This is a genomic window from Yoonia sp. F2084L (assembly GCF_023015625.1).
GTDB lineage: Bacteria > Pseudomonadota > Alphaproteobacteria > Rhodobacterales > Rhodobacteraceae > Yoonia.
Genome location: NZ_JALKAH010000003.1, coordinates 545407 through 566645, shown reverse-complemented (window position 1 = coordinate 566645; position 21239 = coordinate 545407). Strand labels below are relative to the sequence as shown.

Here is a 21239-nt window from a genome sequence, read left to right as displayed (position 1 = left end):
ATCGAAAATAAAAAAGCCCCCGTCAAACGACGGGGGCTTTTCTGCGTTTACGGTAACCTAAGCCACCTGTTCATCTTCATCCTTCGGCAAAATCAGATTTAGCGCAATCGCCATCAATGCCGTTGGGGCCACGGCCGAGGTCGCCAATGTCTTCACTACACCCGGCAAATACTGCACGGCCGTAGGGACAAGGTTCAAACCCAGACCAAAGGCCAGCGACACCGCGATGATGATCATCGTGCGGCGGGTCATCTTTTCCTCAGCCAACATATTCAAACCAGCAGCTGCAACCATACCAAACATAACAATCACGCCACCGCCCAGCACAGGCAAAGGCATCGAAGCGATGACCGCCCCGATCTTGGGAATGAAACCACACACAATCATGATCAGACCGGCAATTGTCACAACGTGGCGCGACATGATGCCTGTCATGCCCACGATGCCAACGTTCTGGCTAAAGGATGTGTTTGGCAGGCCACCAAAGACACCGGCAACTGCCGTTCCCAGACCATCTGCATAGGTTGCACCGCTGATCTCTTCATCCGTGGCATTGCGATCTGCGCCTGCCTTGGCTGTCGCTGACACGTCGCCAACAGTTTCAATGGCTGACACGATCGACACCAGTGTGACCGCAATCACGGCGCCAAGGTTGAACTCAAAACCGTAGGGTAATGGTGTGATTGGCGTGATCCATGCGGCACCACCCACCGGCGCAAAATTCACCATGCCCAAGACGAAGGCCAAGGCATAGCCTGCCAGCAGGCCAACAAGGATAGCGGCATTTGACAGCCCACCTTTGGTAAAGAATTTTAGACCAAGCGATACGATGATCACGGTCAAAGCAACCGACCAGTGCTTAAGCGAGCCAAAGCTTTCTGCTTCCATCTGGAAGGTCGCGGCACCGCCTGCGGCGTATTTGATCGCGACCGGGATCAGATAAAGACCGATGGCCAGGATCACCAACCCGGTCACAAGCGGTGGAAACAGCCAGCGCAGGTTTTTGATGAAAGCACCCAAGACAAAGTGCACCATACCGCCAATGATACAGGCGGTCAGCGCGACACTCAGGCCCATTGTGGCGGCAACGCCTGCAAGCACACCCACAAAGGCAAAGCTGGTGCCTTGCATGATCGGCAAACGCGCGCCAATCGGGCCAATGCCGACGGTCTGAAACAGCGTCGCGATACCGGCAAAAAGCATCGCCATCTGGATCAGGTAAATCTGCTCTGGCCCGCCAAAGGCAAGACCAGCCGCACCAGCGACAATAATGGAAGGTGTCACATTCGAGGCGAACATCGCCAGAACGTGTTGTAGTCCAAGTGGCACCGCCTGCGCCAGCGGCGGCGTCACATTTGGATCGGAATAGGTTGTGTCAGTCATGTTGATGTCCCTGTTATTGGCCGGTCTTAGCGCCGGTCCATGAATTTACGAGATCACGCGATATGGCGTGTCGAAAACATGCTCCTCCAGATTTGCGCCATCACCGATCCGGTCGATCACAGCAAAAAGCCCAGGGCCCGACAAAGGTGTGAGCACCCCATGCCACGTCCCGCGATGGAAATTGATGCCCTCTCCCGGGGCGGTGAGAAACGCTTGCGGGGTCAAATCCGCATCCGCGACGATGACCAGAAACGGGTCCATACTCATCGGAATAAAGGCCTGCGACCCCTCTGGATGCCGTTCGACCATGTCACATTGGTAGGGCAGTTGCCGCAGTTCGGAGCGGAACAGGCTGATCCCGACCCGGCCATCGCCGACGTCAACTTTTGCGCGGTCATGAAAGCGGCCACAAAGCCCCGCATTGATCATCTTGTCAGGATCGCCATCGCAATTCAGCACATCCCCAAACGGCGCAAAGGCCTGCGCGGTCAAAGGTGATATGCGAATATCTTTGCTCATCGCGGCAACATGTCTTTCAGGCGGTGCAATGCGATCCGCTCGACCTGATGACAGGCCTGCGCGAATTCGACGTCACGATCATTCGCCAGACGGTCGGCAAATGCAGTCTTGATCGAAGCCTTGTCATGGTCGCGAACCGCAATGATGAAAGGAAAGCCAAATTTTTCGGTATATGCCGCATTCTGCGTCGCAAATTCAGCGCGTTCACCATCTGTCAGGGCATCAAGGCCCGCCGAGGCCTGCTCGGCCGTGCTTTCCGCCGTCAACCGTTTCGCCGCCGCGAGCTTCCCCGCCAGATCAGGGTGCGCGGTCAACACGCCCAACCGCTCGGCCTGTGAAGCGGACCGGAACATGCGCGCCAATGCATTGTGCAATCCGACAGCACTGTCATGCGCCGGACCCAGTTCCAAGCCATGCGCCCGTTCCGCAATCCATGCAGAATGTTCGAAAACACCGCCAAACTTGGCGACAAAGCTATCGCGATCCATCTGCGAAGGACGCACAAACCGCTGATGCGGATGGACCTGCGCCCAGTGGTCGGCAATCTGCTCGCGCATGGCAAACCACACACCCTCGTGGCCTTGCGCATATGCAATGAATTCACGCAAAGCCTCTGCCCGTCCGGGACGCCCGATCAACCGACAATGCAAGCCAATCGACATCATCCGCCCACCTTCGCGGTAAAGCGCGTCAAAGCTGGCCTTGAGGTAATCCAGAAACTGCGCGCCCGCGTTAAACCCTTGCGGCGTGGCAAAACGCATGTCGTTGGCGTCCAGCGTGTAAGGCACGATCAACTGATCGCGGCGCCCAAACTCCATCCAATAGGGCAGATCATCCGCATAGCTATCGGCGACATAGGCAAACTGACCGGTTTCCGCAGCCAAGCGCACTGTATTGGTTGAACAGCGACCGGTGTACCAACCGCGCGGCGGCGTCCCCACGACTTCGGTGTGTAGACGAATGGCCTCGACCATATCTGCGCGTTCGACGTCTTCGGGCGCATCTTTGTACTCGATCCACTTCAAACCGTGGCTGGCAATTTCCCAGCCCGCGTCTTTCATCGCGGCCACCTGTTCAGGCGCGCGAGCCAAGGCGGTCGCCACACCATAAACGGTCACGGGTAAGTCTGACATCAACCGGTGCAGACGCCAGAACCCGGCACGCGCACCGTATTCATAGATTGATTCCATGTTCCAGTGACGCTGCCCGGGCCATGCTGCGGCTCCTACAATTTCGGACAAGAACGCCTCGGATGCCGCATCGCCATGCAGGACGTTGTTTTCGCCACCTTCTTCATAATTCAGAACAATTTGCACAGCGATCCGCGCCGCATTAGGCCATTCAGCCTGCGGAGGCGTCGCCCCATACCCTGTCATATCGCGTGGATAGCGTTGCATCACTGCGTCCTCTTCATTGTCAGGTTAACGTGAAAGAATGTCGGCGTTTTTCAAAAAAATCACGAAACACTTTGCGCCGAGTGGATTGCGGCAGCAATCCTCGGGATCATGAACTCCATGAACAGCCGGGTTTTGGGGTCTTGATGCCTGCGATGGGTATAAAGACAGGCCATCTGGACCGGCACCGGCGGCGTTGCCTCTGCAACGGCCACCAAGGCACCCGCTGCCAGATGGTCGCCGACTTCGAACACAGGTTTCATCGCGACCCCTTGGCCCGACAGCGCCCAATCGGTCAGAACATCGCCGTCATCACATTCAAGCCGTCCCGAGATACGAAACTTTTGCGGGCCACTTTTGGTCACAAGGTTCCACTGAAATTCCGCCGCACCGGGAAAGCGTAGGTTCAGACATTCATGCCTGTCGCGCATCAGCGCCTCACCATCCGCAGGATTGCCCCGTCCCGCGATGTAGGCGGGTGCCGCAACCAAGACCCGATCCACATCCGCGATCTTTTTGATGCGTAGATTACTATCCGCAGGCTGACCCAGATAAAACGCCACATCCAAACCTTCGGCAGTCAGATCGACATTGCGGTCGGTCAAGCGCAGGCGCACGTTGATAAGGGGATAGGCGGCTGCGAATTCCGGCACATGCGGAGCGATTAAACGACGGCCCACACCCAGCGGAGCCGCAACATGCAGCAAACCCTTGGGATTTTCCGTCAGATCAGTGACTTGCGCCTCGGCGTAGTCGACCGAATCCAACACAGCACAAGCCCCACCATAAAATGCCTTACCTTGCGCGGTCGGGGTCAGGCTGCGGGTCGTACGCTGAAACAGTCGCACCGATAGATGATCCTCCAGTTGCGAAATCCGCGCCGATGTCACCGCAGGCGAAATCCGCAGATCACGCCCGGCCGCAGACATTGACCCGAGTTCATACACCCGCACGAATGTTCTGATATTATCGAGATACGACATTATTCCGCTATTTTTGATAGAGCCTTGCAATATCAGGGAATACAAGAAAACGTAACTGCTGGCTAGACTGGCGGCGATAAGGGGACACGCATGTACGATATCGCAATTCTTTGGGACTGGATCGCCTTTGCGGTGCGTTGGTTGCATGTGATCACGGCAATCGCATGGATCGGGTCATCGTTTTACTTCATCGCGCTTGATCTGTCCCTGAACCGCGATATCGACGGTCCCGCCGATGGCGAAGAATGGCAGGTCCACGGCGGTGGGTTCTATCATATCCAGAAATACCTCGTCGCCCCTGACGCGATGCCTGAGCACCTGACGTGGTTCAAATGGGAAAGCTACGCGACATGGCTATCGGGCTTTGCCATGCTGGCCGTTGTCTATTGGGTCGGTGCCGAGCTGTACCTCATTGATCCCGCCAAGGCCGACATCAGCATTTTCCAAGGCATCCTGATTTCTGCGGCCTCTCTCGCCGTCGGTTGGGTCATCTACGATCTGCTGTGCAAATCGCCGTTGGGCGAACAACCCACCACGTTGATGCTCCTGCTGTTTATCCTGCTGGTGGCAATGTCATGGGGCTATAATCAGATTTTCACAGGCCGCGCCGCATTGCTGCATCTGGGCGCGTTCACCGCGACGATCATGACTGCCAATGTGTTCTTCATCATCATGCCCAACCAGCGCATCGTCGTGGCCGACCTCAAAGCCGGGCGCACCCCGGACCCAAAATACGGCAAGATCGCCAAGCTACGGTCCACCCACAATAATTACCTGACGCTACCAGTGATCTTTCTGATGCTCTCCAACCACTACCCGCTGGCATTCGGGACTGAGTTCGCATGGATTATCGCGGCCCTCGTGTTCCTGATGGGGGTGACGATCCGACACTACTTCAACTCCATGCATGCCCGCAAAGGGCGGCCAAACTGGACATGGGCGGTCACAGTCATTCTGTTCATTGTGATTGCATGGCTGTCCACCTACCCCGGGCACGACACCTATGAAGAGGCCGAAGCGCGGGTGCTAACCGCCTATGAACAACAGTTTGCCAGCGCCGCAGGCTTTGAAGAGGCGCACGATATCGTCATCGGGCGCTGTTCGATGTGCCACGCGCGCGAACCGGTCTGGAACAACATGCAATGGGCGCCCAAAGGGGTGTTTCTTGAGACCGAAAGCGATATCGCCAAACATGCGCGCGAGATCTATCTCCAAGCAGGGGTCAGCCATGCGATGCCACCAGCCAATATCACCAACATTGAGCCCGAGGACCGTGCCAAGCTGATCGCATGGTACCGCGCCGGGTCTTAGCCTCACGCGTCAAAACTGATCGCAAAAACAGCGCCCGGTTGATCGAGCAGGGTGATAGATGCGCCTTGCGCCTGAAGCATCTGGCGCACAATCGGCAGCCCCATGCCCGTTCCCCCATCCGCGCGGCGCGTTGTGAAGAACGGGTCAAAAATCCGCGCCCGGTTACCTTCACTGATCCCCGTCCCATCATCCGCGATCAGCAAGCGGTCGCCTTGGTGATCAAAAGTCACCTTCGTTGCACCATGCGCAAGCGCATTCCCCACAAGATGCGTCACGACGATGTCCATCACAGCGCGCGACAGTGGGATAACACCATCGGCAATCACCTTAGTCGGGGTGACATCAGCCAATAGTTTCGACAACTGACAACTCCCGGCCGGCATCACCTCTTGCGCCCGGGCCAGTGCGCGTTGGCTATCGAGCAAGGCCTCCATCCGCTGTGTGTTCTCGGTGATGCCTGCCAGCAGCTTTGCCCGGTCCGCATCAGCCAAATCAGGGTTTTCCAGCAACTCTGCCGCCCCCTGAATAACCGTCAGTGGGGATTTCAACTCATGCGTTACGTGATCCGCATAAGACCGCAGCACCGCCTCGCGCCCCCGCAGAGCCGAGGTCATTTCAAGAACTGCCTGACCAAGCTGCGAAAACTCGGGCGTCCCAAAATGGGCAGGGGCATCAGCATCACCCTCTTGTTGCGCATAGGCTGTCAGCGCGCGCACCGGCTGCAACACCAGCCGCCACAAAAGCGCACCCAAGACCACCGTCGCAACAAAGGCCATCCACCCGATCATCCATGCGGTTTCGGCCCAACCCAATACGCCACCCGCCACACGAAAATAGCCAATTCCGATGATCGGTAGAAAGAAAACCGCCGCCAGCGTCCCGCCGAGCACAAGAGCGAGGGGTGGGCGCCATTTGGCCGTTACGCGCCGCGACATGCACCCATCCTGATGCCCACGCCATGTACCGTTTCAATCGCATCCGCACAGCCCGCCTTGCCCAGCTTACGACGTAGATTACGCAGATGGCTGTCCATCGTCCGGTCGCTGACATTCACATTGGTGCCATAGATCGCATCGACAAGCTGCGGGCGCGACATCACGTGATCTGGGCGCGCAATCAGACGCTCAAGAAGATCCATTTCGCGCGATGTCAGCGTCACCGCAGCATCATTCACATGGCAAAGATGCCGCGCCGGATCGACGCTGATGATCCCACGCCGCAAGACCGCCTGATCTGCAACTTCGCCATTGCTACGCTTCAGAATGGCACGCACACGCGCCACCAGTTCGCGCGGGGAAAACGGTTTGGATACATAGTCGTCCGCCCCCAGTTCCAGCCCCACGACGCGATCAATCTCATCCGCTTGCGCTGTCAAAAACAGGATCGGCACAGCCGAGGTTTTGCGCAAAGCGCGGCACACCTCCAGCCCGTCCATCTCTGGCATGCCGATATCAAGGATGATCAGATCGGGGCGCAGGCTCTGGGCCGTTTCAAGGGCGGCGCGGCCATCACCCGCCTCGGCCACGCCTAGCCCCGCTTGGGTCAGGGCAATCCGCACAACATCGCGGATCTGGGCATCATCATCGGCCACAAGGATCATAGGTTCGTCTCCATTTCGGCCAAACTACGATGCAGGCGCGCATTGCGGTAGCCCCATTCACGCCAATCATCGCGTCGGGACACCTGAACGCGATGGGGATCGCAAATCTCCTTACCTATCGCCACCTGATGGGCACGAATGGCCGGGGCCGCACCTTCGCTTAGCCTGCAAAGATAGTAATCATTGTCACGGTCATCGGCCAGGTTGTGGCGCGCGATGTAGCCGTCAATGTTCACCAGATTGCACAGGTAAATCGCAAGCAACCCCAACCCAAAAGCGCGCTGGAAAAACCAACCAACCGAGTGCCGCCCGACCATCTGCATGATGATCAGGACCAGACCCAAAGCCACGACGACCATCCAGACGAATGCCGCGAACCGTAGGCGCGTCAGACCATAGACATCAACGTAAAGGTCAAGCCGCAGGATGGAGGAGATCACCAAAATAACGGTCTGCGCAATCCACAGATACAACAACATCCGCACAGCGCGCCCGGTGCCCAGATAGGGTTGCGCCATCAAGGCAAACACCCCCGCCATCAAGGCAGTCGCCAGCAGCGGATAGGCGCCGCGATGGGCGTAATTGGCATAGGTCATGCCCTCCGGCAGCGCCACACCGCCCCATAGGATGCCCATATCCAGCGTCGTTTGGATCAGAAAAATCAGATTGAACGTCACCATGGCACGAAGAACCGACCGCTCATTGAGGAAACCTGAGCGTAAGGCTCTGATCTTGGCTGGTTTATCACGGGTCAAGGCGGGCATCATCGCCGCCAGCCGCAGCAACGGCCAAACGGCAAGCGCCGCGAGGCCCCAAAAGACCACCCGCCCGGTCTGCGGCAGAAAATCGACGTCAAAATCCGCAAAGCTGATCAGCCACCGATCCAGAATTGGATTCGCAGCAACCATCAGGATGAGGAAGACGCCACCAACCGCCACGGGCAGGCCCCAATCGAAAAGCAACCCTCGAAGACTACCCTTGGAGGGCGTGGTAACGCGCAGTGCCAACGCATCACGCGCCGTCTGCACGATGCCGTACCCCGGCACGCGCGCCACGGCGCGCCACAGCATTGCCGTGTCAACTTGGGTGCCTGCGATCATCACGCCAAAGGTTACAAGGCCCAGCAAGGCGACCATGACGGAACCAAACTGCACAACCTCAAACAGGGGCAAGATGGCCAGAACCAGAATCGCGCTCGCTTTTGCCAACCGGCGTACCTCAAGCCGGTAAAACACGGTCAGCGCAATGGCACCACCAATGGCCAACATCCAAAGTGCCAGCCCAAGCCCCGGCCGGACGCCCCAAACCAGCACATCGACCAATACCAGAGCCAAAATAAGCACGGGCCCCGCCCGCAACCCCGCCGGTGGATCGGCATCATCCAGCCACCACGCATCCTTCGCAATCCGATGCGGCACACCTCGCACAACCATATCTGTCCCTTTCTGTTCTTGTTCAGAAAGGACCTACGGGTGCGCCGTGCAAAGACGCCTGCGCAAATGTGCAGCTTTTGTGCAGAGGTGTTAAATCGCGTTGCGGATCGCGCGGATGTTTTCACCATAAGGCGCTGGGTTACTAACCGACCCGCCTCGGAACACAGCAGAACCCGCGACCAAGACATCCGCACCAGCTTCAGCCACCAAAGGGGCGGTCGTCGGATCAACGCCGCCATCAATCTCAATATGGATGGGCCGATCGCCGATCATGGCACGCAGCGTGCGGACCTTTTCAACCTGACTATGAATGAACTTCTGCCCGCCAAAACCGGGGTTCACAGTCATCACGCAAACCAGATCGACCATGTCCAACAGCATCTCAACCGATGACGCGGGTGTGCCGGGGTTCAGGGCGACACCTGCCTTGGCCCCTGCGCCACGGATCGCCTGCAAGGTGCGGTGAATATGGGGGCCAGCCTCTACATGAGCGGTGATGATGTCCGCGCCTGCCTTGGCGAAGCCTTCGATGTAAGGATCAACAGGTGCGATCATCAGATGCACATCCATTATACCCTTGATATGCGGACGGATCGCGGCACAGGTCGCGGGGCCAAAAGTGATATTCGGCACAAAATGCCCATCCATGACATCCACATGCACCCAATCAGCACCTTGGGCCTCAATCGCCTCGCACTCCGCACCGAAGTTGGCAAAATCCGCAGACAGGATGGACGGGGCAATCTTGATGGAACGATCAAATGACATGGGACACCTTATGTCGGTTGCGTGCGCAGGATTTAGCCTGTCCGTCGACGATTGTCACGCCATCGCAGCATCACGTTGCGATTTATGCTGCATCGCAGCAATGACTGTGCTATTTTGATATCATGATTCAAATACTGCGCCATGCCGACATTCTTGCAGAGGGAACACAGATCCGCCTCACACGGGCTACGCTGGCCCCAACGCGGCCACGTAGCCTGCATGATCATGACTTTTTCGAGCTTTTCTGGATACTGAATGGTCGCGTCCGGCACCATCTAGCCGAACAGACGGAAACGCTGCAAGAAGGCGACATCGTCTTCCTGCGTCCCGGTCAGACCCATGCTTTGCAAGGCCGTGGCGATCAGGCGCTTGTCGTGTCACTTTGCATTCATCCTGCGACGATCAAATCGCTGGCAAAGCGACACCCCAGCGTGCAAGGCCATCTGTTCTGGTCCAAAGGCGGACCAGTAACAACGCACCGCGATATCCGGCAATTGGCCGCGTTGAACCATGCCGCCGTGCAACTCGAAAACAGCGCATGCGATACGCTCGCGGCAGAGGCGTTTTTACTGCCACTTTGCGCCGATCTGACAGCGCAGAGCTTTGGCAGTGACATCCCGCCTTGGCTTGCGCAGGCCTGCACCGCCGCTAAATCAATCGAGGTCTTCCGTGCGGGTTCTGCCGGACTAGTCAGTGTGGCCGGCAAAGCGCATCCACATGTCAGCCGGATGATGCGTAAACACTTTGGGCTGACCCCCTCCGACTACGTCAATCAGATCCGCATGCAGCATGCAGCCCGCGCACTCACCACCGATAACGAAGCGATCAGTGAAATTGCGGCTGATTGCGGCATCCCCAACATGTCGCATTTTCACAAACTGTTCCGCGCAGCCTATGGGTTGACCCCGCTACAATATCGACAAAAATTCCAAAGACAGGTTGTCCAGCCAACATAAGATTTGATCAAATGGTCAAAACTTGCCAAGACTGCGGCGAAGTGCGACCCTGATCCGGCACCGCAGGAGGCCAATTTGCAAACGACGCAAACCCCAACGATGACCACATCGCAACTGCCCCAAGTCCAGATGCCGCGCAACGATGGCATGCCGCTTGACCTTGATTGGGTCATGGCCGTGCAGGCGAATACATCCGCGATTGAACGGCGGGCCAAGACGCTGCCCGGCAGGCGCAGCGTCAAGAAAGACTACCAAGCCGCATGGCTGTGCAAAGCAATCAGCCTGATGGATCTGACAACACTTTCCGGCGACGACAGCAAAGGCCGCGTGCGCCGCCTCTGCGCCAAAGCACGCCAACCCGTCGCACAACCAATCCTCGAAGCGCTCGGCATGGAGGGCCTGACCACGGGTGCCATCTGTGTCTATCACGACATGGTGCCGACGGCCGTTGATGCGCTGCAAGGCACGGGCATCCCTGTCGCTGCGGTCTCTACCGGTTTTCCGGCTGGCCTCTCTCCTTTCCACCTGCGCATCGCCGAGATTGGCGAAAGCGTTGCAGCCGGTGCTGCGGAAATCGACATCGTGATCAGCCGCCGCCATGTGCTGACCGGCAACTGGCAAGCGCTCTATGATGAGATGAAGGAAATGCGGGCTGCCTGCGGCGATGCCCACGTCAAAGCGATCCTTGCCACAGGCGAACTCGGCACGCTGCGCAACGTCGCCCGCGCGTCGCTGGTTTGCATGATGGCCGGGGCAGATTTCATCAAGACTTCGACAGGCAAAGAACCCATCAACGCGACCTTGCCTGTCACACTGACGATGATCCGCGCCATTCGCGACTATGAAGACCGGACGGGCGTGAAAGTCGGCTACAAACCTGCGGGCGGGATCAGCAAGGCCAAAGATGCGCTGGTTTACCTCAGCATGATCAAAGACGAATTAGGCGACCGCTGGCTGCAACCCGACCTCTTCCGCTTTGGCGCATCAAGCCTGTTGGGCGACATCGAACGGCAACTCGAACATCACGTCACCGGTGCCTATTCCGCCCAGTGGCGGCACGCGATTGGATAAGCCATGACCATCAAAGAAATCTTCGACACCATGGATTACGGCCCTGCCCCCGAAAGCAGCGCTGAGGCTCTGCAATGGCTCGCCGACCGTGGCGGCATCGCAGGCCACTATATCAACGGCAAATGGGGGCCGCTGCGCGATGATTTTGCGTCCAACAACCCCGCCACGGGCGAAAAACTAGCAGGCGTCACCAAAGGCACCGCCGAGGAAATCGAAACCGCAGTGGCCGCAGCACGAAAAGCCCAGCCAACCTGGGCGAAGTCCGGCCACAAACGTGCGCGCGTCCTCTACGCGATTGCACGGCTGATGCAGAAACACAGCCGCCTGTTGGCTGTCATGGAAACGCTCGACAACGGCAAACCGATCCGTGAAAGCCGCGACATTGACGTGCCACTCGCGATCCGGCATTTCTATCACCACGCGGGCTTTGCCCAACTGATGAAGGCGGAACTACCCGAGCGCGAAGCCTTGGGCGTTTGCGGGCAGATCATCCCGTGGAACTTCCCTCTGTTAATGCTGGCATGGAAAATCGCACCCGCGCTGGCGATGGGCAACACCGTCGTGCTGAAGCCTGCGGAATACACATCGCTGTCAGCAATGATCTTCGCCGAGATTTGCACAGAAGCAGGTGTCCCCCCCGGTGTCGTCAACATCGTCACAGGTGATGGTGAAACCGGTGCGGCGTTGGTCGATGCAGACGTCGACAAGATCGCTTTCACTGGCTCCACCGAAGTGGGCCGCAAAATCCGTGAAGCGACCTCAGGGTCGGGCAAAGCGCTGTCCCTCGAATTGGGCGGCAAGTCCCCCTACATCGTCTTTGAAGACGCCGACATGGACTCAGCCGTCGAGGGCCTTGTCGATGCGATCTGGTTCAACCAAGGCCAAGTTTGCTGCGCAGGCTCGCGCCTGTTGGTGCAGGAAGGGATCGCGGATCGTTTCTACACGAAACTCAAAGCCCGCATGGACGGGCTGCGGATCGGCGACCCGCTGGACAAATGCATCGACATCGGCGCAATCGTCGACCCGGTACAGTTGGACCAGATCACCAAGATGGTCAGCGCCAATACCGAAGGCGAAACCTACCAAACCACTGCACCCGACGGCTGCTTCTATCCACCCACGCTGATCACCGGGCTTTCACCTGCGTCGACACTCATGCAGGAAGAAATCTTCGGACCAGTCTTGGCCGCGACTACATTCCGTACCCCGTCCGAGGCAGTCGAAATCGCCAACAACACGCGCTACGGTCTCGCCGCATCAGTCTGGTCAGAAAACATCAACCTCGCGCTCGATATCGCACCTAAACTGGCTGCCGGGATCGTCTGGGTCAACGGAACCAACATGATGGACGCCGCCGCAGGATTTGGCGGCGTACGCGAAAGCGGCTTTGGACGCGAAGGTGGTTGGGAAGGGCTGGCAGGCTACACCAAGCCGAAAGGGACGGCCAAACCGCTCAAGAAAGTGGAAGCCTTCACAACCGAAGACGGCCACCCTGCCGACCCGCTAGATCGGACAGCAAAGCTCTACATCGGCGGCAAACAGGCGCGGCCCGACGGCGGCTATTCCAATCCGGTCTACAGCCCGCGTGGTAAGCTGCTGGGGCACGCATCGGTCGCCAATCGCAAAGACATCCGCAACGCGGTTGAGGCTTGTAACGCAGCCAAAGGCTGGTCGAAAACTACGGGCCACCTGCGCGCACAGATCCTCTATTACATCGCTGAAAACCTGTCCGCCCGTGCAGACGAATTTGCAACGCGCATCAATCAGATGACCGGCGGGCGTAGCGGTGCGGACGAGGTTGAAACCGGCATTCGCACACTGTTCACTTACGCAGCTTGGGCCGACAAATACGACGGACAGGCGCACGGTGTCCCGATCCGAGGCGTTGCCCTCGCCATGAAAGAACCGATAGGGAACATCGGCATTCTTTGTGACGACGCAGCACCGCTCGCAGGCCTTATCAACACCATGGCCCCCGCGATCGCAATGGGCAACCGGGTGATCCTTGTCGCCAGCGAGCCGTTCCCGTTGGCGGCGACCGACTTCTATCAGGTCTTGGAAACGTCCGACGTGCCAGCAGGTGTCGTCAACATCATCACCGGCAGCCACGCCGAGCTGGCCCCGACCTTGGCCAAACACCTCGACATTGATGCGGTCTGGTCTTTCTCCAGCTCCGACCTCAGCGCCGAAATCGAGAAAGCAAGTGCGGGCAACCTCAAGCGTACTTGGGTCAACAATGGCACGGCAATGACACCATCGACGGCCGATTACCTCGCCGCAAGTACAGAGATCAAAAACATCTGGATCCCCTACGGCGAATAGCCTCTTGAGCTTCTCATGTTCAAAAATACCTCGGGGGAGCCGCAGGCGGGGGCAGCGCCCCCTTCAGATCACTCGATAGGGCGGTTCTTGTTTTTGTCACGCCACGTGCCCAACCAGCGCGAAAAACGGCCTTTGCGCTCGGCCACGTCAGCCTGAACTTCGTCAATCTGGTGGCCGGCCGCGTCCAATAGCGGATCGACCGAGCGTTCGCGGAATTGCCGCCAAGCGGCCCGCACAAAGAGGATCGCCACCATCAGGAAGATGAAAAAGAAGATGTTAAACCAAGGAATAATCCGCACATCCGGTCCCTCCACGGGCTTGATATCCACCGCATTCGGGAAGATCGACAAAAACGGAATACGCCAGCCATAGTGGGTAATGACGGCCCAATTCCCACCTTCGCTATCGGGTTCCTTGCGGGCCTGCGTGGTGGCCTGCCCATGCAGGTTTGAGCTGTCGAACTTGAAGTACGGCGGCCAGATCCAGCCGGTATCCTCGTTGCGATAGACCATCACCTCCATGCTGTCGCGCGGCACAAAGCCAAACAAGAAAGTCTCTTTCTTTTCGGTGAAAATATAAAAGATATCGCGGTTTTCCATCTCAGCGCTGCCGCTGTCAGCCTGCGCGTAGAACCACCGGTTAAAGGACCCAAAATCGGTACGACGCGGTTCGGCCTGACTGACCTGAACAATATCATGCTGGGGCAGAACATAGTGCAGAAAAGACCCGGCCAGTACCAATGCCAGCACACGAACGATGGTTTTGAAACGTTTCATATCGAAATCCTCAGTTCGCGTTGATGGTATAGATGATCGCGGCAATCACAACGGTGGGTACCACGTAGACTAACCCAATCAGCTTAGGTCGGATCGAACTATGATAGGCTCGCATTCCCTCAGCCACAAATGCATCACGGGCGCCGGGCGCACCACCATCTGGGTTTTCTTCGGCGAATTGATCTTCGAGCCGCTCCTTACGCACCGACCGCGAATAGAGCGATACCGAAAAGTAAATGACCGTCAGGCCAATGAAACCAAAGATGACCAGTTTGATAAATCCCATCAGCGCCTCCCTCGGGCCAACGCACCCCATGGGCCCACACGTGCAATCAAATCAGGCTGCGTGACCCGTGGCAATTCCGTCATCGGGGCTTCGTGGCCAAACAAAGCCTTGCGCGTCCCTGCTTTATCGACTTGGTACTCGCGGTCAAGAAAATCAACGACATAGGCGCGTTTTTCATCCGGCCAATCAGCGTAAGTACGATAGAACACTTCCTTATGGCAGATAAAGAGCTGACGAATATCCAGCGGCGTCAACTCGGACAAGAGCATATTCACCAGATCAGCGTCTGGGTGGGCCTTGGCGCGCAACGTATAGAAATACGCCGGGTGCTCTGAGGTGATTGTGGGCCACGGCCCATCCTCCTCTGCCCATCGCACAAGGGCCGCAAGACCCTGCCATGCCTCAGGCAGCTTGTCGGCATACCGACGACCCAAGCGGCGCAAATCACGGCGGGTGGCACCGGCCAAATCTTCCTGCATCTCAGCCGCAACAGAGGCTACGATGAAATCCATCTTCTGGTGCAGGATCGCCGCGGCATCAACGCCGCGCGCATCCATGATCGGTTCAACCAGATCATTCAGCGTCAGAAATTTCGCAATAGCCGAGCGATCCTGAAAATCAAAGGTAAACGGAATGGGCAGATCGCCCACATCCTCTTTCGGGGCCGCCGTAATAACCGCCGGATGCGCGACACCGCGAAACACATACATCCCGCCAAAATGGTCAGTCCAAAAGTTGTCTTGCGCAAAGGACATTTGCTGCAAGGCAACGGGGTTGCGCACTACATCGCCGGTCTGCTTGGCCATCCCGATCATTTCGGCAATCAGCACATCGTCATACCAGCCGTCAGGGTCGTCTTTGAACCGATCAATCAGCGTGCCCAGCTTGGCGGCAGCGGCCACCGTGCCGGTTGTGGTATCCGCCTCGACCGCGACCTTGCGGATATCAAACAGCTTGGCAGGCGTGTCAGCAACGTAAACCGAATTGACCAGTTCCCCGGCCACCGCATCGCGAGCCGTCAGAGCAAAAAGCTCGGCTCTGTTGTCTTCGATGAACTGACGCAGAATACCGCGCGAGGTCGAGAACTTTGCGTTCAGCAAGGGGGCCGTCGCCTGATCAGTGCTGAGCAGAATAAACTGACGATTGACGCCCCTGTGGTTAAGGTAAAGCGGGTCATCCAGCTCATCACCCACCTCAGGCGAATATCCTGAGATATCAATATGAAACACATCTAATTTCGTTTCACGCCCTGAAAGATGCTTCAGCGCACGATTGTAGCGCTCCACCAGCACAGGGGAATCCACCCGGATCAGGTTTCCGAACATCAGTCCCTTTTCGATCAAGCGATGCAACTTACCACGTCTCCTTGACCCATTTGCGCGGCAGACCCGCAACTGAGAGTATCATAATCGGCGCCCAGATGATCCCCGCGGCTAAACCCAGCCTGCCAAAGAAAAACACATTGGCCGCCAGTCCCGGTGCGGCGACGTCAGCGACGCTCAGACCTTGCCAGAGGTAGAGGCAGAAAAAGAACATAGCCGAGATGGCAAACAACAATAGCGTAGACAGAAACGCATTTGCCAGCAAAAACTTGACGCCCTCTGGCAGCGCCTGCGCCAACAGACGCGGGACGACAAAAGCCAGCATAGCCAGCACGAACGTCGGGAGAAGCAAGCTGTCTGAAATCAAACCGCCCATATCAATTTACACCGCAGTCCCGGACATGATCCGAAACCTTCAAGTGACGCAAATACTGCAGTAAAGGGAACCGGGCCGAAAGCATCACCCCTTTCCCTCCAGATACCGCCTCTTGGCAATCTCCTGACGACCAAAGTCACGCACCATGTTCTCAATCGCAACCTCATCGGACTTATCGGCATAGCGGAATTCACTGTCGGCGTAGCGGTTGATCTCTTGGATCACCATCTCCACCGTGATCGGTTGACGCAGTTCGGAAATCATACCCTTCTTGGTGTCGTAATCCTTGAACAGGAACAGATCGGGTTCCTCCATCCATTCATCCGGCAGCTCAAAATCCATCGCACGGACCTTGACCGCATCCGTGATGTTCTTGATCGCACGGCCGGTGAAGCGTGGATCGGCCTCCTGAATACCTTTCAGATAGGTCCCCAGCTTGGCAATCGTGTCCAGTTCACCAACTTCCGAGTGCACCCTGTCAAACACACGCATCAGCCCGTCTTCATGAGGTCGCGCGTGGCTATCAAACGAAGCAGCGACCGCCTTCTTGATCTCCTGCGCGCTAAACACTTCATGTGCGCCAACCGGGATATCGTGGTTCTTGCCCATCAGCAGGTAAAGGATGTCGATATAGTCGTCCCGCGTCTGCGGCCCGTCCACCAAAAACCGCGCCCCGGCACGTTGGCGCAAGGCGTCATCGACATTCTCGGGATAATTCGAGAACATCCCAAAGGTACAATTCCCGCGCACAACGGTATTGGCCCCCGCGAAGCTTTCCATCAGCACAGCGGTAATCTCCAACTGCCCAGCCGATGACTGACGATCACCACGCTTACCGGCCAACTGGTCAATATCGTCAATCGTGCCAAACCCAATGACGCCGGGATCAAGCACATTGTTGATAAAGGCCTTCGCGTTCTGCCCGGACTTACCCTGATAGCTGTCGATATTGTCGGTCGAAAGGTTCTGGTAGCGGAACGGATAGCCCGCCGTCTGGCAGTACTCATTCACCAGCCCCGCCATCATCTGAATAAGCGTCGTCTTACCCGTCCCCGGGGCGCCATCGCCCATGAAGGTAAAGATGAACCCGCCCAATTCGGCAAAAGGGTTCAGCTTGCGATCAAAGTCATAGGCCATCAGCATCTTGGACAGCTTCATCGCCTGATATTTGGCGATATGGTTGCCTACGACTTCATTGGGTTTCTTGAAGGTCATCGTCAGGGCAGAGCCCTTGGCCTTGCGCGCCGGGGTAAAGCCCTGCACCACAAAATCATCCGCTTCAACACGCCAGGACGCCGCGTTGAAGGACGCGAGCCGCCCGGCGGTCGAGGCCCGCAACGAAACTTTCTCCATCAACTGCTCGGCATAGGCCAGCATCGTTGCAATCAGTGTCGGTTCATCCTTGGCGAACTGACCCAGTTTCTGATCCAACTCCCAAATCGCACCATGCAGGGCCAGCGGGGCATTGTCCGTCAGAACCTCATCCACACTGCCCACATCCACGCTCTGTTCACCCGCTTGCGTAGCCAGCAGGAAGGACGTCGCATTGGCAAATGTGTAAAGGGCCACCAGCGATTCAGCCGTCAGATACTCGGTAAACTCCACCGACCGATCCTGCGGCAAACGCCCTTCCAAATTGATGCGTTTCAACTCGGTCAAAGCGGTCTGATCCGAAAACGCATCCGCCACGGTCAATGCAATCGACAAAGCACGACGCAACGCATGGGCCACTGCGGCCTGCGCAGGCGAGGTCAGCGGATCATCGTCATCCGTTTCCGCAATCCGGTCCAATAGGCGCACACCGCCCGAAGGCGCAGAGGTGCGCGACAACAACCCCGGCGTCGTCGACCGGAACCTGCGGCGCGTCGCCGCCACATCCGGCGATTTCTCTGGCGTCTGCAACGACAAACGCGCCTTGGCCAACCGAGGGGCATGATCAAGATGCATCAGCATCTCAGCCGCAGGGATATAGTGCTTGCGGATATCATCTTCGCGCAATTCCATCTGGTCACTTGACTGGCTCATGCCGCATCCTTCTTCTCATGTTCCCAAATACCTCCGCCGGAGGCATCTATGCTCTCACAACACGCCGACATCTGCCAAAGGGCCACAGCAGCGCATCCCGTAAGGTGGGTCTTGACCCACCCTACCTGTAACTCAACACCCGCCCGCCATCGCTGACCACAAACTTGCGCACATCACGAAAGCCCGCGGGGTTGCGCTCAGCGAGGGCCTGATAAGGGCGCTCTGGCATAATCAACGACCGCTCCATGCGCGTCGCGCCGGTTTCGGCCCCGCCGCCCTCAAACGGATCAAGCGCGAATATCTGGCGTTCCACGGACCCAAACCAGCCGGTTTTCACGCTCTCAACACGCTCCGAAACCAGCTCTTCCTCGGTCCAGACCAAGGCCCAATCCTCACCCATTGGCGCATTGGCGGCCTTCAGCACATCACGCAGCGGACCCGCCTGCCGGGTAAAGGCGTTGCTATACATCGGACCGATATGAAACCGGCGCAAACGGGTGGGGTGCAGATCGGCAAAATCCTCATCAAAACCCTTTGCAATCGTCAGCAACTTCAGATGCGCCAATGATTGCGCCATCAAATGCGTCTGCGCTTCGGGCCAGCGGTGTTCGTCCTTGGGCAACCCGGTGCGCCCGGTGTCTTCAACATCCATCAGATAGATCGTCGGCAGGTTCACCTGACTGTCATAGACCGCCCAGTGCACCAAGAACCGGCGCCGATCGCCTTCATTGCCCAGCCACAGACACTGCGGATCATTGCGCGCCCAAAACTGATCACCGCGCGACAGTTCTTCATAATAAAGCCGCTGCGACAACGCATATTGCAGTTTTGTCGGGATTTCCTGTTCACTCAGGATCACCCGCACCATCTGGTCTTTGAGGTCCGCTGCACTCGGCTGCGCGTCCAAATGACGGTCCGCCTGCAACGCATCATTCGCCATCTCCAAAAGCTCTTGGTAGACAGGAAAACCGCTTTCGCGTCGGTCAAAGGTCAACTTGCCCGCATGGGCAAAGCGGCCGGCAAAATGATACTTGTGTGACAGCGCGGTGAAGGTCCAGTTGAGGCCAATCAGATAGCGCGCCATCACCTCGATCTCTTTGCGATCAAAGCGGCCTTCGGTCTCCATTGTTGCGGCAACCTTGGTCAGATAGCCGGTTATCTTGGCGAACTTATCAAAATACCGACGGGTGACGCGGGTATCTTCCAGCTTCATATGGTCGGCTTGGAGGTCAGGGGCGGTCATGGACGAAGGTTTCCGTTACGGTCGGATCCGACAAACCACATCCAAAATCGACCAAGCGGCCCATCACAAGAGTTTCGAAACCGGTCCATCAAGTATGCGTTCGACCCTTCATCTGCGTGGGCTAGTCCGCCAATGATCGTTCTAAACACTGGCACACAAACTCCAAACCACAGAAACATAGGAGCACCAATCAAGAAAGAGAGTGGGACGCCGTTGTTTTGGCCCGGCTGCACAGACATCGCATGCAACAGTAGAAGGAAACCAACGATCAGACAGAGCATAGTTCGCGTTCTAACAGTCAAACCACCTACTCCTGACCAGCCTAGCTTTGTTCCCCATACTGATTGCTGTCATGCTTCCGCACGATCTCCTGGAATCGGCGCACAAAGCGTTCATCCGCTTTCGCCTTCTGCTCCAATACTTCGCGGGCAAAGACCATGTGGTCCTCATGCGCTTCCAGCATGTCGGTCATCCGAGCGTTCGTGGCCGATCCAATCGCCGCCATCGCTGATTGCGCTTCCTGATCGGTCTTCACACCAATCTCGTTGATCTGGTGGGCCACATCCTGTTGCTGTGCCGTCTTCAACGACTTTGACAAAGCATCGTAAAGGACAACGCGCTGCTTGGTATCCGTCTGCAATTTGTTGATCAGCACCATCTGCGTCGCCGCCTGGTTCTGCAAACTGTCGATCCAGGTCTTGCCCTTTTCGATGTAGCGCTCAAGCGTCTGGCTTTTCGCCAACTGCACCTGTTCATTCTGGACCATTTCATTGTACTTGCCGTTCAAAGCGGCCAATTCGGTTTCCAATTTGGTACGTGCAGCGGCGTCCTGTTCAACAGAAATCTTGTTCTCAAGTTCAATGATCTTGGGATCCATCGCCAGAATATCGGCGCGCAATGCTTCCAGTTCACCCACGGTGACTTCACGTTCTTCCAACGTACCACCAAGGTTCTTCTCAACGCTGACCTTTTGCTCGTTCAGGACAGTCAACTGACCCTCAAGCAATTTCATGATCACATCGGATTTGCTAATCAGATCCTGTAATTTGTCATCAATGGATGCGGTGCGCATGCGTTCCTGACGCATGCTGTCGGCCTTACCCTTGCTGAAAAACCCGATCAGGCTTTCCATGCCGGTCTTGGATCGCATTTCGTCAAAGTCTTTGGAAAAGGCGGATGTGACGTCATCAAGACCCATGATCAGTTCAGCAATGTTGGCGTTCATCAGCTCGGTATGGGCATGCACGTCCTCAAGGCTGGCGTTTTCGATATCGACTGAGATATCAGTGCCTTCGGCCATTTTGGTGCGCGCCACTTCGATCCGGCTGGTCAGCTCTGAAATCTTGCTTTGTGCCTCGGCAACTTGTGCCTGGCTGTCCTTAATCTGTGTCTCAAAATTCGCCATATACTATCCCTCATTTTTTCTTTGATAACAGATACGTAAGCACTGTTGTCATAATTTTCAACGTCA

19 protein-coding genes are annotated in these 21239 nt (G+C 57.1%); 4 read left to right on the top strand and 15 right to left on the bottom strand.

Annotated elements, in window-relative coordinates; all coding sequences use genetic code 11:
- Positions 1-57: 57 nt before the first annotated feature.
- From MWU60_RS11505 to MWU60_RS11490, 4 genes are read right to left on the bottom strand one after another with little or no spacing between them, the layout of a single operon-like run.
- Positions 58-1383: a nucleobase:cation symporter-2 family protein gene (locus MWU60_RS11505; protein WP_247227445.1), complete on the bottom strand. Its 1326-nt coding sequence runs from the start codon at positions 1381-1383 to the stop codon at positions 58-60.
- Between the two features lie 45 nt (positions 1384-1428).
- On the bottom strand, positions 1429-1902 hold the full coding sequence (locus MWU60_RS11500; RefSeq protein ID WP_247227444.1) for an ureidoglycolate lyase: 474 nt from the start codon (positions 1900-1902) through the stop codon (positions 1429-1431).
- Positions 1899-3299, bottom strand: coding sequence for an allantoinase PuuE (gene puuE, locus MWU60_RS11495; protein ID WP_247227443.1), 1401 nt, complete (start codon positions 3297-3299; stop codon positions 1899-1901). Before puuE ends, MWU60_RS11500 begins: the two co-directional genes overlap by 4 nt.
- Before the next feature lie 59 nt (positions 3300-3358).
- Positions 3359-4279 carry a LysR family transcriptional regulator gene (locus MWU60_RS11490; RefSeq protein WP_247227442.1) on the bottom strand — a complete coding sequence of 307 codons (921 nt, stop codon included), beginning with the start codon at positions 4277-4279 and terminating at the stop codon, positions 3359-3361.
- Positions 4280-4369: 90 nt separating this feature from the next.
- Between MWU60_RS11490 and MWU60_RS11485 the strand changes: the two genes are divergently transcribed.
- Positions 4370-5590 carry a urate hydroxylase PuuD gene (locus tag MWU60_RS11485; protein ID WP_247227441.1) on the top strand — a complete coding sequence of 407 codons (1221 nt, stop codon included), beginning with the start codon at positions 4370-4372 and terminating at the stop codon, positions 5588-5590.
- 2 nt (positions 5591-5592) lie between these two features.
- On the opposite strand, the gene MWU60_RS11480 is transcribed toward MWU60_RS11485, so the two are convergent.
- The 4 genes from MWU60_RS11480 to rpe form a co-directional block, all read right to left on the bottom strand.
- The gene (locus tag MWU60_RS11480; protein WP_247227440.1) at positions 5593-6525 is read right to left on the bottom strand and encodes an ATP-binding protein; all 933 of its coding nucleotides are present in this window, start codon (positions 6523-6525) and stop codon (positions 5593-5595) included.
- Positions 6510-7190, bottom strand: coding sequence for a response regulator transcription factor (locus MWU60_RS11475; RefSeq protein ID WP_247227439.1), 681 nt, complete (start codon positions 7188-7190; stop codon positions 6510-6512). The genes MWU60_RS11480 and MWU60_RS11475 overlap by 16 nt, the downstream gene beginning before the upstream one ends.
- Entirely contained in the window at positions 7187-8623 is a 1437-nt protein-coding gene (locus MWU60_RS11470; protein WP_247227438.1) for a DUF4173 domain-containing protein, read from the bottom strand. Before MWU60_RS11470 ends, MWU60_RS11475 begins: the two co-directional genes overlap by 4 nt.
- 90 nt (positions 8624-8713) lie before the next feature.
- Positions 8714-9391 (bottom strand): ribulose-phosphate 3-epimerase, encoded by a 678-nt coding sequence (gene rpe, locus MWU60_RS11465; RefSeq protein ID WP_247227437.1) that lies wholly within the window; start codon positions 9389-9391, stop codon positions 8714-8716.
- Between the two features lie 122 nt (positions 9392-9513).
- Between rpe and MWU60_RS11460 the strand changes: the two genes are divergently transcribed.
- The 3 genes from MWU60_RS11460 to MWU60_RS11450 all read left to right on the top strand — a co-directional run bounded on the left by MWU60_RS11460 (position 9514) and on the right by MWU60_RS11450 (position 13740).
- Positions 9514-10347: an AraC family transcriptional regulator gene (locus tag MWU60_RS11460; protein WP_247227436.1), complete on the top strand. Its 834-nt coding sequence runs from the start codon at positions 9514-9516 to the stop codon at positions 10345-10347.
- Positions 10348-10446: 99 nt separating this feature from the next.
- Complete coding sequence (gene deoC, locus MWU60_RS11455; protein ID WP_247227435.1) at positions 10447-11418, top strand: deoxyribose-phosphate aldolase; 972 nt, start codon at positions 10447-10449, stop codon at positions 11416-11418.
- Between the two features lie 3 nt (positions 11419-11421).
- A complete protein-coding gene (locus MWU60_RS11450; RefSeq protein WP_247227434.1) occupies positions 11422-13740 on the top strand; it encodes an aldehyde dehydrogenase family protein in 2319 nt (772 codons plus the stop codon).
- Between the two features lie 68 nt (positions 13741-13808).
- Here MWU60_RS11450 and MWU60_RS11445 read toward each other — a convergent pair whose 3' ends face one another.
- The 7 genes from MWU60_RS11445 to MWU60_RS11415 all read right to left on the bottom strand — a co-directional run bounded on the left by MWU60_RS11445 (position 13809) and on the right by MWU60_RS11415 (position 21173).
- Complete coding sequence (locus MWU60_RS11445) at positions 13809-14516, bottom strand: DUF1523 family protein (protein ID WP_247227433.1); 708 nt, start codon at positions 14514-14516, stop codon at positions 13809-13811.
- Positions 14517-14526: 10 nt separating this feature from the next.
- The gene (locus MWU60_RS11440; protein ID WP_247227432.1) at positions 14527-14802 is read right to left on the bottom strand and encodes a hypothetical protein; all 276 of its coding nucleotides are present in this window, start codon (positions 14800-14802) and stop codon (positions 14527-14529) included.
- Positions 14802-16154 carry a DUF6638 family protein gene (locus MWU60_RS11435; RefSeq protein WP_247227431.1) on the bottom strand — a complete coding sequence of 451 codons (1353 nt, stop codon included), beginning with the start codon at positions 16152-16154 and terminating at the stop codon, positions 14802-14804. The genes MWU60_RS11440 and MWU60_RS11435 overlap by 1 nt, the downstream gene beginning before the upstream one ends.
- A gap of 1 nt (position 16155) precedes the next feature.
- On the bottom strand, positions 16156-16500 hold the full coding sequence (locus MWU60_RS11430) for a hypothetical protein (protein WP_247227430.1): 345 nt from the start codon (positions 16498-16500) through the stop codon (positions 16156-16158).
- A gap of 84 nt (positions 16501-16584) precedes the next feature.
- Complete coding sequence (locus MWU60_RS11425) at positions 16585-18525, bottom strand: ATP-binding protein (RefSeq protein ID WP_247227429.1); 1941 nt, start codon at positions 18523-18525, stop codon at positions 16585-16587.
- Between the two features lie 121 nt (positions 18526-18646).
- Entirely contained in the window at positions 18647-19768 is a 1122-nt protein-coding gene (locus MWU60_RS11420) for a hypothetical protein (protein WP_247227428.1), read from the bottom strand.
- A 322-nt stretch (positions 19769-20090) separates the two neighbouring features.
- Complete coding sequence (locus tag MWU60_RS11415) at positions 20091-21173, bottom strand: hypothetical protein (protein ID WP_247227427.1); 1083 nt, start codon at positions 21171-21173, stop codon at positions 20091-20093.
- Positions 21174-21239 lie beyond the last annotated feature (66 nt).